Annotated in this window: 9 protein-coding genes; 5 read left to right on the top strand and 4 right to left on the bottom strand. The window is 63.2% G+C overall.

The features are described 5' to 3' along the window. Nucleotides 1-311 precede the first annotated feature (311 nt). Both U1R88_RS26960 and U1R88_RS26955 read left to right on the top strand, forming a co-directional pair. Entirely contained in the window at nt 312-5927 is a 5616-nt protein-coding gene (locus tag U1R88_RS26960; RefSeq protein ID WP_322434039.1) for an autotransporter domain-containing protein, read from the top strand. 126 nt (nt 5928-6053) lie between these two features. Next, entirely contained in the window at nt 6054-6992 is a 939-nt protein-coding gene (locus tag U1R88_RS26955) for a hypothetical protein (protein ID WP_322434038.1), read from the top strand. 107 nt (nt 6993-7099) lie between these two features. Here U1R88_RS26955 and U1R88_RS26950 read toward each other — a convergent pair whose 3' ends face one another. Further along, nucleotides 7100-7810, bottom strand: coding sequence for a L,D-transpeptidase (locus U1R88_RS26950; protein ID WP_322434037.1), 711 nt, complete (start codon nt 7808-7810; stop codon nt 7100-7102). 249 nt (nt 7811-8059) lie between these two features. Continuing rightward, entirely contained in the window at nt 8060-8956 is an 897-nt protein-coding gene (locus U1R88_RS26945) for a DUF930 domain-containing protein (RefSeq protein ID WP_322434036.1), read from the bottom strand. 241 nt (nt 8957-9197) lie between these two features. Here U1R88_RS26945 and U1R88_RS26940 point away from each other — a divergent pair, with 241 nt between their 5' ends. Continuing rightward, nucleotides 9198-10088, top strand: coding sequence for an adenylate/guanylate cyclase domain-containing protein (locus U1R88_RS26940; RefSeq protein WP_322434035.1), 891 nt, complete (start codon nt 9198-9200; stop codon nt 10086-10088). 65 nt (nt 10089-10153) lie between these two features. On the opposite strand, the gene U1R88_RS26935 is transcribed toward U1R88_RS26940, so the two are convergent. Beyond that, entirely contained in the window at nt 10154-11164 is a 1011-nt protein-coding gene (locus tag U1R88_RS26935) for an OmpA family protein (protein ID WP_322434034.1), read from the bottom strand. A 639-nt stretch (nt 11165-11803) separates the two neighbouring features. Here U1R88_RS26935 and U1R88_RS26930 point away from each other — a divergent pair. Then, the gene (locus U1R88_RS26930) at nt 11804-12058 is read left to right on the top strand and encodes a hypothetical protein (RefSeq protein ID WP_322434033.1); all 255 of its coding nucleotides are present in this window, start codon (nt 11804-11806) and stop codon (nt 12056-12058) included. Nucleotides 12059-12363: 305 nt separating this feature from the next. Here U1R88_RS26930 and U1R88_RS26925 read toward each other — a convergent pair whose 3' ends face one another. Beyond that, nucleotides 12364-13020, bottom strand: coding sequence for a TetR/AcrR family transcriptional regulator (locus U1R88_RS26925; protein WP_425545489.1), 657 nt, complete (start codon nt 13018-13020; stop codon nt 12364-12366). 276 nt (nt 13021-13296) lie between these two features. On the opposite strand from U1R88_RS26925, the gene U1R88_RS26920 reads away from it, so the two are divergent. After that, nucleotides 13297-14190, top strand: a complete 894-nt coding sequence (locus U1R88_RS26920) for an NAD(P)/FAD-dependent oxidoreductase (protein ID WP_322434031.1) — start codon at nt 13297-13299, stop codon at nt 14188-14190. Nucleotide 14191 lies beyond the last annotated feature (1 nt).

The raw sequence follows: 14191 nt of genomic DNA, 5'->3' as shown, positions 1-14191 counted from the left end.
CCCATATCAGCACAATCATACCCCTTCGGGTAATAGTCAGATGAAGATTTATTGGGAATGTTGCTGTTCTATCCACCGCGGCGCAGCGCGTTGGATTCGTCAGTGGCCGGCGTTGCCGTGATCGGTCCTGACCCTTCGACATTCTATCGACGGCCGCCGGGGGCATTGCGGTGACGACATGGGAAGGCGCGGCGGCGAGTTCCGCCGCAGGGCAATCTGGCGGCCGGCGTGGCGGTCGTTCCAAAATGGCATCGAGCAGGCGCCGTCTATGGGCGTTGGCCACGGTTTCTCCTCTTGCAATGATGCTCGGTGTGACCAGCCTGGCGGCCCCCGCCCGGGCCGGAGCCTGTACGGTTGACACCACCGCCTGCGACGCTGCCGGCGGTGCGGGCTATGATCGTGGCGGCATCGGCGGGGCCGGCAATGGCAGTGGCGGCAACGGCACCGCCTTCGGGCCGGGTGACATCACCGTGCAAGTCCCCGGCACGCTCGGGGATGCTGGCGAGGGCGGGAACGGCGGGGCAGGGGATGGCGCAGGAGGGACCGGCGGCGGGCGCCAGGTTATTTACGGCGTGGTTGTGGCTACTCCTGTCAAAGCCGACGACGGCTCGCCGGGATCGAATGGATTCAATTTTTCATCCGGCGGCGGTGGTGGCGGCGGCAACTACATTGTCGGAACGAATCTCAGCGTTGCGGGCATTGGGGCTCTCCGTGGCGGCAATGGCGGCACCGGCGGTTTCGGAACGTCGGGCTCGGCAAGCAATGGTGGTGGCGGGGGCGGCGGTGGCGCGGGCGTGGTCTCCATTCAGCCGAATACCGTCATCGGCAACCAAGGGCTGATCCAGGGAGGCAATGGCGGCGATGGCGGTGGTGGCGGAAACCCGGGCGGCGGCGGTGGCGGTGGCGACGGGCTGCTGGTTTTCGGCAACGCTACAAACATCGTCAACCTGGGAACGATCGTCGGGGGCGTTGGCGGAAGCGGCACGGGCGGATCGATCGGAGGCAATAGTGGCGCCGGCGTCAACCTGGTCGGCAGCGGCGTCAACCTTGTAAACTGGACGGATATTGTCGGTGGGGCCGCCAATGGCGCCGAAGCCGGCATCGGTGTGATGACCAACGGCAACAGCACCATCCAAAATCATGGGAAGATCAGTGGTGGGCTCGAGGCCAATGGCCTGACCTATGGCGCCTCCATTCGCTTCGGCGGGACCGGCAATACGCTGAAACTGTGGTCCACCTCGATGCTGGTGGGCGACATCCAGCTGATCACCAACGCTGCTGCGACAATAGCCGCACAGGATGCCGGTGTGCCGGTGGTGAGCAATGCGATCACACTCGGCACCGGCTCCTCGGTGACGTTCGACACGACCGACGGCGATCTTTCGATTTCAGGCGTGATATCCGGCGCGGGGCAGGTCACGGCTACGGGCGGCGGCACGGTCGTGCTGTCAGGCGACAACAGCTATACAGGCGGCACCATCATCTCTGCCGGGACATTGCAGCTCGGCGTCGGCGGCACCTCGGGCTCGATCGTGGGGAACGTGACGGACAACGGCCTATTGGTCGTCAATCGTTCTGACACCTCGACGCTGTCCGGTGTCGTCTCGGGTAGCGGGGCGCTCGTGCAGAGGGGCACCGGCACCACCATCCTGACCGGCGCGAATACCTATAGCGGCGGGACCACCATCGAGAAAGGCACGCTCGCGCTCGGCGCCGCAGGCAGCCTCGCGGCGAACGGCAATGTGTTCATCACCGGAGTGGGCGGCAGCTTCGATATCAGCGCTTCGGGCGGCAACCAGACCATCGGCGCCTTCGCGGGTAATGCGGGCACCACGATCGTGCTCGGCTCGAATAGCCTGACCTCGAACACTGCCTTGAACACGACCTATGGCGGGGCCATCGGCGGTACGGGCGGGCTCGTGAAGCAAGGCACCGGAACATTGAGCCTGTCCGGGCAGAACACCTATGGCGGCGGCACCACCGTAGCCGGAGGTACGCTGGCCCTTACGGGCGCGGGCAGGCTTGCTGCCAATGGCGCCGTGACACTGTCGGGCCCTGGCGCGGCCTTTGATATCAGCCTTGGATCTGGTGATCAGGCCATCGGCGCGCTCGCAGGTGTCTCCGGCACCGCGGTATTCCTGGGGAGCAACTCCCTGATCCTGAACACCGCCACATCGGTCGATTTCGGCGGCGGGATCACCGGCCAGGGCGGCCTCGTCGTGCAGGGGGCGGGTATTCAGATCCTTACCGGTGCCAACACCTACACAGGCGGTACGACGATCGCCGTCGGCACGAGTCTCCAGCTCGGCAATGGCGGCGCGGGTGGCTCGATCGTCGGGAATGTGGCGGTCAACGGCGCTCTCATTCTCAATCGATCCGACAGCCTGACCTTGGATGGCACCCTGTCGGGCAGCGGCGGGATCCTGCAGCGCGGCCAGGGCACGACGCGGCTGACGGGCGACAGCAGCGCTTTCACAGGCCGCGCCAGTGTTGTCGGCGGCAATCTCGTGATCGCCGGCCAGCTCGGCGCGCCCACTTCGGTCACGGGCGGGACCCTCACCGTGGACGGCGTGCTCGGCGGTCGGGTCGATGTCTACGGCTCTGGTATGGTGACCGGCGGGGGCACGATCGAAGGCGATCTTGTTTTCTCCGGCGGCGTTCTGGCGGGCGCGGCCGGCAAGTCCCTGACCGTCGACGGCAATCTCGACCTCGCCTCCAGCACGAACGTCAATGTTGCCCTGGGTTCGGCCTCGGCGACACCGCTCTTCCAGGTCGGCGGCAACCTCACGCTCGACGGCACGCTCAACGTCACCAACCAGGGCGGCTTCGGCCCCGGCGTCTACACCCTCATCGGTTACGGCGGCAGCTTGACCGACAACGGGCTGGAAATCGGCACGTTGCCGGCCAGTGTCGTCCCGGACAACCTGACCATCCAGACCTCGGTCGCCGGTCAGGTCAACCTCATCTCCACCGCCGGTCTGGCGCTCGGTTTCTGGGACGGTGAGAATGCCGGCCAGCGCGACAATGGCGCCGTGGACGGTGGCGGCGGCGTTTGGCGCGCCGACGGGCGCAACTGGACCGACAAGGACGGCTCGATCAATGGCCCCTATCAGCCCAACCCGACCTTTGCGGTCTTCCAGGGCACGGCCGGCACTATCCGCGTCGACGCCAGCGCCGGCGCGATCGCGTCCGCCGGCATGAATTTCGCCGTGGACGGCTATCGTATCGAGGGCGATGCCATCGCCCTCGCGGCGCCCCAGGGCGAGAGCATCATCCGCGTCGGCGACGGCAACCCGGCGAGTGCCATGACGGCGACCATCGCCTCCCAGCTCAACGGCAGCAACAAGCTGGTCAAGACCGATTATGGCCGACTGATCCTCGAGGCCGACAACAGCTACAGCGGTGGCACCCGGATCGAAAGCGGCACGCTGCAACTCGGCAATGGAGGCACCACCGGCTCGATCGTCGGCGATATCGCCAATGACGGCCTGCTCGCCGTCAACCGCTCCAACGCCTTGACCCTGTCCGGCGTGATCTCCGGTTCGGGCGGGCTCTGGCAGGCCGGCAGCGGTACGACCATCCTGGCCGGCACCAACACCTATACGGGCGGCACCGAGATCGGAAACGGTACGCTGCAGATCTCGGCCGACGCCAATCTCGGCGCGACTTCCGGCGGCCTGATTTTCAACGGTGGCAAGCTGGCGACGACGCAGACCTTCGACATGGCTCGCGCCATCACGCTGGCGCAGGCCGGCGAGTTCAATGTCGGCGGCCATACCGTGCTGGGCCTGACCGGTGCCGTCTCGGGACCGGGCGACCTGCTCAAGACCGGAGGCGGGATCCTGCGTCTCGACAATGCCGGCAATGCCTATGGCAACACCCTGGTGCGCGAGGGCGGGCTGATCGGCAATGCCGCCTCGATCTCGGGCAATATCGGCAATGCGGGGATCGTCTTGTTCGACCAGGCCACCGATGCCAGCTTTGCCGGCGATATCGTCGGCCTTGATGGGACCTCCGGTGTCATGGATAAGCGGGGAACCGGCAGCCTCACCCTCACGGGCATTTCCAGTCTCGACTGGGCGATTGAGGCCGGCAACCTCACCAGCGCCGCCGAGCGCTTCGGCGGCAGGGCGCAGATCGTCACCGGCGCTTCCCTCACCTTCGACCAGACGGCGAATGCCTTCTATGGCGGCTCCCTCCTGGGGGCCGGAAAATTCATCAAGGCCGGCTCGGGCACGCTCCTCTATGACGGCGACAGCTCGGCCTTCGCCGGGACGACGGACGTCACCGCCGGCGCGCTGATCGTCGGCTCTGACGCCGGCCATGCCAGTGCCGTGCTCGGCGGTTCGCTCAACGTCGAGGATGGCGCCTTGCTCGGCGGCCACGGTACTGTCGGTTCCGGCGTCGGTTCCGTCATCACCATCGCTTCCGGCGGCACGCTCGCGCCGGGCAACTCCATCGGTACTTTCACCGTCAACGGCAATCTCGTCTTCGACGCGGGCTCGCATCTTGCCGTGGAGGTCGATCCCGCCGGCACGGATGCCGATCTCGTCCATGTCACCGGCGATGCCACGCTGAAGGGGGGCTCCGTCGCCCATATCGGCGCTGACGGTGCCTACAAGCTGCGCTCAAGCTACACGATCCTGTCCGCCGACGGCACCTTGTCGGGCAGCTTCGACAGCGTCACCACCGATTTCGCCTTCCTGACCCCGGAGCTCGCCTATGACTATGGGGCGGGCACCGTCGATCTCAACCTCAAGCGCAATTTCATCGACTTCAGCAGCGTCGGCCAGACCCGCAACCAGCGGGCGACGGCCGGCGGCATCGAGAGCATCGGGCTGGCCGCAGGCCATCCGGTCTACGACGCGATCGCCCTCTTGCCCGACGACAAGGCGCTGATCCGCGCGGCTTTCGACCAGCTTTCCGGTGAGATCCATGCTTCCGCCAAGAGCGCGCTGATCGAGGACAGCCGCTTCATTCGCGATGCCGCCACCGGCCGTATCCGCGCCGCCTTCGGCGATGTCGGCGCTTCGTCCTTGCCAGTCACCGTCTATGGCGCGGGCGGTCCGCAGGCGGCTTCGCCCACCGCAGATCGGCTTGCCGTCTGGGGCCAGGGCTTCGGCGCCTGGGGCCGGATCGACAGCGACGGCAATGCCGCCAAGCTCTCGACCTCGACCGGCGGCTTCCTCGTCGGCGCCGACATGCCGGCTTTCGAGACCTGGCGCTTCGGTGTGCTCGCCGGCTACAGCCGCAGCGACTTCAAGGCCCGGGATCGTGCCTCTTCCGGCACCAGCGACAATTACCATTTTGGCCTCTATGGCGGCACGAGCTGGAGCGTGCCAGGCGGCCGGCTCGGCCTGCGCACTGGCCTTGCCTATAGCTGGCACGATATCGACACCAGCCGCTCGGTCATCATCCCCGGCCTCATCGACAGCCTGAAGGGCGATTATCGCGCCGGCACCTTCCAGGCCTTCGGCGATCTTGGCTATCGGGTGGATACATCCTATGCGTCGCTGGAGCCTTTCGCCAATCTCGCTTATGTCAGCCTCGACACGGGCTCCTTCACCGAGCAGGGTGGGGCGGCCGCGCTACATGCCGATGGCCAGGCTACCGACACCTATTTCTCGACCCTCGGCTTGAGGGCCTCGACGAATATCGATGTCGGCGGCACCACCGCCACGCTGCGCGGCTCGCTCGGTTGGCGCCACGCCTTCGGCACCACCACGCCGCTCTCGACCCAGGCCTTTTCCGCCGGCAACGCCTTCACTGTGGCGGCCGTGCCGATTGCCCGGGATGCGGCAGTGGTGGAAGCCGGCATCGACGTGGCGCTCTCGCGCACCGCAACCCTCGGTCTGTCCTATGACGGGCAGCTCGCCGCCTCAGCCCAGCAGCATGCCTTCAAGGCGAATTTCAACTGGAGGTTTTAACGCCCGTCGCCTGTCGATTGCCTCGCAAAGCTGATTTCCGGTATATTATTCACCAAACCCGACAGTAATGACGGCTCATAGTCGGGTCGGGCGCGGCATCATCGCGGATCGAGGCTGGGGAACGTCATGGCGAGTTTCGTGCAGTTCCTGCAATATTCCGGTGTGTTCGCCGAGCAAAACTTCCTGGTGGTCCCGGAGGGCGGCTTCAACCTGGTCTGCCTGCGGGATGCCAAGGGCGTGCACCTGGCCTATGATCATGCCCGGCTGCAGGTCGACGACGTCAAGCTCGAGCAGGTCGAAAGCGTTGCCCAGGACTATATCGATGTGCGCTACGGCGCGCAGAAAAGCCAGGAGCGCGACGACCAGTTGCTGCGCCTGCGCACCGCGCTCTATGGCACCATTCGGCCGCAGGCCGGGGCACGCGCTCTCAAGGTCCAGGCCAGAGGGACCGGCATTCCCCCGCTCACCGGCACGCGCGGTGGCACGGTCATCAAGCTCGATGTCGCCATCATGCCGCGCAAGAGCTACTCGATCGCCTTCAAGTTCCTCAGGCACTTCGACCAGGCAGGCCAGGTTGTCAACGCCACGAAATTCAAGCCCGACGACGCGTCCTGGTTCCTCACCCGGCTGAACTGGATCTTCGGGGCCCAGACCAACATCTTCTTCACCCCGGCCGGCGCCGACTGGATCACGGTGGAAAAGGCCCTGGGGCCGAAGATCATGCGGGATGTCTTCCGCCAGGACATCGTGCCGCGCAAGCAGAGCGGCGCCGATCTCACCTGCTTTCTCGTTGGCGACTACGATGCTATGGCCAGCGAAGCGGCCGGGCAATTCCTGCCCGACGAGCAGGTCTGCGTGGTCGTCGACCAGGGAAATCCGGGGGTGTTCGATTATGGCGAGGCTTTCATCGGCGTGATGGCGCACGAAGTCGGCCACTTCCTGCACCACAAGCGCAATCTGGGCGGAAGCGGACACCACAACCGCGGCGGTATCCTGCTTTCCAGCGGCCTGGAAAGCCTGTCGCTGGACAGGCAGCTCGTCAGCGACCTCAACGCCTGGACTTAGCGCCCGATTTTCCGGCGCGCCAATCCTCCTTCGGCGGATCGAGGCCGCAATGCTGCGACCTCAACGGCAGGCAACGATACGTCAGGAAACCGTACCGGGCCTTAGCCTCAGGCCGGCAACACGACCACTTTCGTCCCCACCGGCGTCTGGTTGTAGAGGTGGAGCATGTCCTGCGTGAGCAGGCCGGTGCAGCCGCTCGTAACGCCGGAGCCGATCGACTGGGGAATGATGGTGCTGTAGAGGGTGTAGAGCGTGTATTTGCCGTTCTGATAGAGATAGAGCGTGCGGGCGCCGAGCGGGTTGTTCAGGCCGGGCGGCATGCCGCCGGCATATTTGGCGGCCTCCGGCTGGCGCGCGATCATCTCCCTGGGCGGCGTCCATACCGGCCATTCGGCTTTGCGCCCGACATAGGCGTCGCCATGCCACAGGAAGCCCTGGCGGCCGACATTGGCGCCGTAACGGGTGGCGATTCCCTCGCCCTCGATGCGGTAGACATAATATTTGCTCGGATCGACGATGATCGTGCCGGCCGCTTCCTTGCTGGGGTATTGCACTTTCCGGCGATAATACTTCGGGTCGATCTTGCTGACATCGACCGCCGGGATCGGGAATTTCTCCTCGGGCACCGCCGCATAGAGCCTCGCCGCCTCGGCCCGGCTCATGCCGCCGGAGGTGGCGCAGCCGGCCAGTCCCAATGCGCCGAGACCGGCGGCGGAGCCGACCAGAAACGACCGGCGGCTGAGAAGCCCCGATCCGAGCCCGAGCCTGGCGCTCTCGTCCATCTCGCCGGCATCGGCAATCCCACCGTCCATGATCATGATGTTCGCGTTCCCTTGTCCCATTGCCCGACCAGAGAAGACAGCGGCAGGGGCCGCCGAATGTCTCGCTGGGCTGAAATTGCCCTCACACGGCCCGATTGGCAAGCTCGGGCCTTCGCGCGGCGGTCGCCATGCACCAAAATCGGTGGCGTCTGGCGGGCTCGCAATCGCATTTTCGCGGAACTTCGAGAAAGTCCCGCAGATCATCGCATCTGCATCCTGGATGGGGCCGGGGGCTTCATGCCTTGCCTATGGCGAAGGCAGCCCGCGGTTCTTCCACTCGTTGCGCGGGACCGGACTGCCGACCTGGAAGGCGAAGGTGACCACCTTCGTCGCCTGCGCATCGACTTCGCAACGATAGCTCAGATCGTACCATTGCGAATTGGAGGCGAACGCCGCCTTGGAGTCCTCGAGGATGCTCCCTTGCTCGAGCTGTTCGCGAGGCAGCATATCGGGGACATAGGAGGGCGAGGCATGCAGCAATTGCTCATGCAGTTCTGTAACGCAAAGCTGGCCGACCCGCTCGCCGCGAGACATATTGCCCATCGCAAGCATCGTGTTGATGTCGTTGGTTGTTTCCTGCGAAAACAAGGTCTTGGCTTCGGGAAGCTTGGAATTTGGTTGAGCTTGGACTTGAGCTTGGACTTGGGTTTGGGCGGGTGCAGCCGCCGTCTTCGCCGAGGCGTCCTGGGAAACCGGCTCGGTCGTGGCCGTCGCTGCGGGCAGTGTTTTGGGGCCAGTTGCCTGAGCCGGATCGGGTCGGGCCGGGGGCGAGGCAGCACCGTTTGCGGCACTGTTGCCGTCCGTAGACTTTCGGGACCCCCGATCCTTGTCGCCGAAGAGAAATACCGGCTTCATGACCGGCCGCATCGCCTGCCGCTCGTTCGCCGTCTTGGGTGACGGTGGTTTCACCGCACTTTCCGCCGGCGGCTGTGCGGGCCTAGCCGGCGGCGGGGCTTCGGCTTTCGGCTTTGGTTTCGGGGGCGGATCGACCGATTGCACCAGGTCGACCGTTATTGTCTGCTCTTCCTTCAGGGGCAATACCAGCGATCTCGGCAGGATGAGCGCGGCGACAAGCACATTGAGGAGAAGGGAGGCCAGCAGGCTCCACCGCCACCATCGCTGATCCTGCTGATCGTTTCTCATCCCTGAAGATGTGGAACCAAATATCGGCAGTATCAAGCATGAGGGTCTGACGGGTCGAAATATCCTTCCGCAAGCAGGGCGGGTAGTCGCCGCCGCCACGCCGGCATCCCCGCGACGGCTCTTCCTGCGATGAAGCCGGTTTCGCCACTTGCCAACGGCATCCTCATGGACTTCAAGGAATGAAACCAAGGGCGATTTTGGTATACTATATGGTGCTGCGTTCTCGGGGCGGATGCGCGTGATGGATCAGGAGAGAATTCTAGCTGCGGTCCTCTTGGTCGATGTCGTGGGGAGCACGCCGCTCTATGAGCGCGTCGGCGATGTCGGTGCCTTGCGGCAAATCTCGGACTGCCTGGATGCGGTGCGCGAGACCACGGCCCGCTATGGCGGCACGTTCATCCACTCAAAGGGCGATGACGTCCTCAGCCTGTTCATCAGGCCGGAAGCGGCGCTGAAGGCCGTCCGCCAGATCAGCAGCCAGCTGACGAATGGAACGTTGAAGGCCAGGATCGGATTGCATTTCGGACCGATCATTCGAATGCGGGGCGACATATTCGGCGACGTCGTCAATGTCACCGCGCGGTTGTCCACCACGGCAAATCCCGGGGAGGTGCTGGCCAGCCAGAGCTTCTTCGAAGCCCTTACCGCGGAGAGCCGCGATGCTTTGCGGCTCCTCGACAAGATGGCCTTCAAGGGAAAGCAGGAGCCTTTCGACGTCTATACCCTGCGGGAGGACGATGTGGCCCTCAGCACGCAGCTCGCTCGCCAGAGCACGGTTTTCGACAGGCTTGCCGGCCCGGTACGGCACCTCAATCTCGTCATCCGATATAGGGATCAGCTGCGATCCTGCCGCAACAACGAATCCGTGACCATCGGCCGATCCCCCGAGTGCGATATCGTCGTGCCGCGGCCCTGGGTCTCCCGGCATCACGCGACCTTCACCATTTCGAACGGCAGGGCCAGGCTCGCCGAGCGAAGCTCGTCGGGCACCTTCATGTCGACGGGCACGGATCTTGAAGTCTTCGTGCGCCGCGAAGACGTTCTGCTCTTCGGCTCCGGCTTGATATCGCCCGGTGTGCGATCATCCCTCAGCGAGGCCCAGATTCTATACTACGAAATCATCTCCGGCTGACCGCTGCTCACGCAGCTCAGCAAGACCGGCGGTTCGCCGGTCTCCCAAAAAGGATAGGTGCCGCCTCACGGATTGACCCATTTATTCTTCGGGTTCTTCAGCCAATCCTGATAGTGCCCGATGATGTCGTCGCGTGTAATCTTGTAGCCCTTCCTGGCGGCGGCTGCCTCGATGTTATCGATCATCATCTTGCCCATCGCCTGCATCACCTGATCGGCGTCGGGATTGCCGGTCGTCCAGCTCGTCGGCCAGCCTGTATAGGGGTTCCAAGGCACCGGAACGCCGCCCAGCTGAATGGGCGACAGGTTGTCGGAGGCGATCTTGAGCCCCATGGTGCTGACATAGGCAAAGGCTGCATAGGGCGCGGCCTGGTCGAACGCCTTGTCCCAATCGATATTGGGTTGATCGAGGGCATCCAGGACACCGGGCGGTTGCCACTGGAAGGTGACGACCACCGAGCGGTCGCGTTCGTCCTCGTCGAGAGACTCCAGATGCGGCCAGCTATCGCGATAGAACGGATTGGCGGACACCTGCTGCTTGGCGCCGGAGCCGCCGGACGTGAAGAATTTTGCCGACGAGCCGGCGAGCTTGCGCAGATATTTGTCGATGTTCGCCGCGCGTCGTTCGGAGAGGCCGCTGTTGTCATAGCTTTCTCCGCCGGTCCGGCTGGCATGGCCTTCGACGCCGATCCTCAGCTCGGCATGCGCCTTGATGAACAGGCGCATCACGCCATCGATCGCCTTCAGGTGGAGCGGCTTGGGGGCGTCGCTGCCCACGTCGTAATTGTAGAGGAGGAAGAACGCGAAGTTCTTCATCGGCGCCGGCAGCCAGAGGGCCAGGCCGTCGCCGGTCTTGTTCGGATCGGCTCCCTTGCCGACGAGCTGCGCCAGGACCTCGTCGCGGATGCGAAGCCATTGGACCACGAGATTGTGGTCCGCCTTCGGGTCGAGCTTGCGCGTGATGCCGGTGCGCGCTCGAAACCGCCGATCGGCCTCTCCAGCCACATAGTCGCGTTGAGGCGTGGAAAGTTGTTCGTAACGCTTCGACCAGACGCCGGGTATGTATTGGTCGGTCATGTTCGCTCCACAAATCCGTTGCTGAGCAGAACAACCGGCCCGGGCGCTTCGCCTGGCGAGCTGCGGGACCGATCGCCTGCCGCCAACTCTTGCAGGTCGCCAAAAGCAGCTGCTGTACCCAGCCGCACCGTTGCCGGTTTTCGCTATATTATGCCTGGATGTCGATCAGTATATCCCCCAAAGATGGGAGAACGAATAAGTATCGCCGAGCTTTTGTATTCATTGAAAATGGGAGATAATTTTCATGATTAAATTATATGAGCTGGAAAAAATTTATAATCGATGCAACAATTATCTACAATTTCATGAAAAATAGTAACGAATTTTAGCGAGCCGTGACGCAGCGAACCGAAGCCCTCGCTGCCATAAGAGCAGGCTGCGATTTCCGAATGAAGAGTATTCGGAGGGTTGTTGCCTTGAAGTGCTTTCTTGATTGGACGGAAGTTCATTTTTTCTCGAAGATATTCTAGCCTCCGAAACTCCTGGCCTGTCCCAGCACAGGCACGTGGCTCCTGTCGAAATAGAGCAGGGCATGGCCATCTCTGCGGCTGCGGATATACATCACCTCACCGATGAAGATGTGGTGGCCGCCCTTCGGGCGCCGATCCCACTTGCCTTCTCGTTGGCGACTATGACGCCATGGACAGTGAAGCGGCCGGGCAGTTCCTGCCGGACGAGCAGGTCTGCGTGGTCGTCGACCAGGGCAACCCGCTGGTGTTCGACTATGGCGAGGCCTTCATCGGCGTGATGGCGCTCGAGGTCGGCTATTTCCTGCACCACAAGCGCAATCTGGGCAGCAGCGGCCACCATGGCCGCGGCGGCATCCTGCTCCCCAGCGGCCTGGAAAGCCTGGCCCTGGATGAGCAACGCGTCACGGGCCTGAATGCGTGGTGAGGGGGAGGACATTGAGTAAGTGGTTACCGTAATTCGAGAAGATCATGGAGATGGATTGTATCCGTCATAGCGAATCTGACGGCTGTGGACTTCCAAACGCGTGATCGCGAACAACCGCTTAGCGCCCCTATTTTGCCGTTCAGACCACCGTTGCAGCTCCCCGAAAGCTGACGGACTGCTAAGCTGGCACTAAGGTCCTAACTGGGTGGGATGGCGGTTACTCCGCCGGTGAGCCCGCTGCCTAACGACAATAGTCGCTTTGATGTCAACGCGAGCATCCAAAACATCAGGCAAGTACTCCTAGGCTATCCGCCCGCGTGGTCGTTGCCACCGTGCGCGGCGATGAACATGGCGACGGCCGACCGGCAATAGGATTCGATTTCGTCGTCGTCCTCTGCTCTCGCCTCATCGAAGCGTGCGATAATCAGGAGATCGGATCCTTTGAAAAGCGCGGCGAACAAGCGGGCGGATCGGAGAGGATCGGGCACGTTCAGAACCGCCTTCGCGTGCAACTGACGCAACAGGGCCTCAATTTGGGCGATGACATAGGCGGGGCCGGCTTTGTAATGGAGCTTGCTTAACGACTTTTGGTTCGTCTTGTCGGCCATGATCATGGCTTCGACACTACGGACGTCCGGGCTCAACAGAGTGCGAAGCAAGGATGTTCCCACCGCCATGAGCTGATCTTCGGCCGAACCGTCGACGCCTTCAAAAAGGGCCTGTGGTGCAAACTGATGGCAGTGGGCCGCGATGGCCGCACCGAACAGCGCCTCCTTGTTCTCGAAGTGCCGATAGATGCTGAGCTTGGATATCTTCGCTCGCTGGGCGACCTTGTCCAAGGTCGTCGCTTGAAAACCCAATTCCACAAAGAGTTCGCCCGCGGTGTCGACTATCGTTTGGCCAAGCGCCTCGTTGGCGGGCCGGCCGCGCCGGGCCTGTTGGTTTTTTTCGGTCACGACAATTCCAGTCCTTGACAGTATCCTAATTCCTGCATTACGATACCATGTAGTATCGGAAATATGCAACCCAGAGATTGGATTTTACCCTGGCCTCCAAATCTAGTTTCCCGAGGCCTCCCGGCGATAACAAATGCGGCATCGCCTAGCCGGTCAACACAGTGATGGGCGACTGTCTCGGCGATGCTGGAGACATGCTCGCTGCCAGTCTCAAGCGCGTATCGCTGGACGCAATTTCGCTCCAGACCCAACCCCTCCATCCGCAACACGGAGCCCACCACCATGGATGACGTCATCATCATCGGCGGCAGCTTTGCCGGCCTTGCCGCCGCCCTGCAGCTCGGCCGTGCCCGACGCAAGGTCACCGTTCTCGATACCGGCCTGCCGCGCAATCGCTTCGCAGGCCGCTCGCACGGAGTGCTCGGCCACGATCACAAGCCACCATCGGACATTCTGACCGAGGCGCGGCAGCAACTGGCGCGTTATCCCACGATCAGGCTGCTCAATGCTCGGGCCGACAGCATCTCCGGTACCATCGACAATTTCTCCGTCCTCACTGGCGATGGCGAGAGCATTGGCGCGCGCCGCCTGATCCTGAGCTATGGCGTTGTTGACCAGATGCCTGATGTTCCGGGCTATGCCGAAAGCTGGGGCACATCCATCATCCCATGCCCTTATTGCGACGGCTTCGAAGTCGCTGGCCAGCATTGGGGCCTCGTCTGGTCGGGTCCGCAGTCGATGAATCAGGTCAGGCTGTTCCACGATTGGACCGACAGGTTGACTGTCTTCGCCGATGGTCACGACATTTCACCCGATATCCGGGCCGATCTGGCGCACCGACAGATACCTGTCGTTGATGGCCGGATCACCGGGATCGCCCGTCACGGGGACCACAATGCCACTATCAAGCTCGATACCGGCCCCGATGTCGCAGTTGATATCCTGTTCGCGCATCCGCGTAACAAGCCGTCCGCAAGCCTGCATGAATCACTGGGCCTCACCACTGTCGATACGCCAGTCGGCATCGCTATCAAGACCGACGAGCGCCGCGAAACCAGCAGGCCCGGCATCTACGCCGCCGGCGACCTCGCCAACTCCGGAATCCCGTCGGTCACCACGGCAACATGGCAAGGCGCGATGGCGGGTATCTTTACGCAGCAGTCGATGCTGGTTTGAG

It is taken from the genome of Labrys sedimenti, assembly GCF_034424805.1.
Lineage (GTDB): Bacteria > Pseudomonadota > Alphaproteobacteria > Rhizobiales > Labraceae > Labrys > Labrys sedimenti.
The sequence above is the reverse complement of the archived record's forward strand: the minus strand, read 5'-3'. Positions and strand labels throughout refer to the sequence as shown.

Coding starts and splice junctions, on each gene's coding strand:
- U1R88_RS26930 (WP_322434033.1), top strand. CDS start 11,804: ATGGACAGTGAAGCGGCCGGGCAGTTCCTGCCGGACGAGCAGGTCTGC.
- U1R88_RS26935 (WP_322434034.1), bottom strand. CDS start 11,164: ATGACCGACCAATACATACCCGGCGTCTGGTCGAAGCGTTACGAACAA.
- U1R88_RS26940 (WP_322434035.1), top strand. CDS start 9,198: ATGGATCAGGAGAGAATTCTAGCTGCGGTCCTCTTGGTCGATGTCGTG.
- U1R88_RS26945 (WP_322434036.1), bottom strand. CDS start 8,956: ATGAGAAACGATCAGCAGGATCAGCGATGGTGGCGGTGGAGCCTGCTG.
- U1R88_RS26920 (WP_322434031.1), top strand. CDS start 13,297: ATGGATGACGTCATCATCATCGGCGGCAGCTTTGCCGGCCTTGCCGCC.
- U1R88_RS26950 (WP_322434037.1), bottom strand. CDS start 7,810: ATGATCATGGACGGTGGGATTGCCGATGCCGGCGAGATGGACGAGAGC.
- U1R88_RS26955 (WP_322434038.1), top strand. CDS start 6,054: ATGGCGAGTTTCGTGCAGTTCCTGCAATATTCCGGTGTGTTCGCCGAG.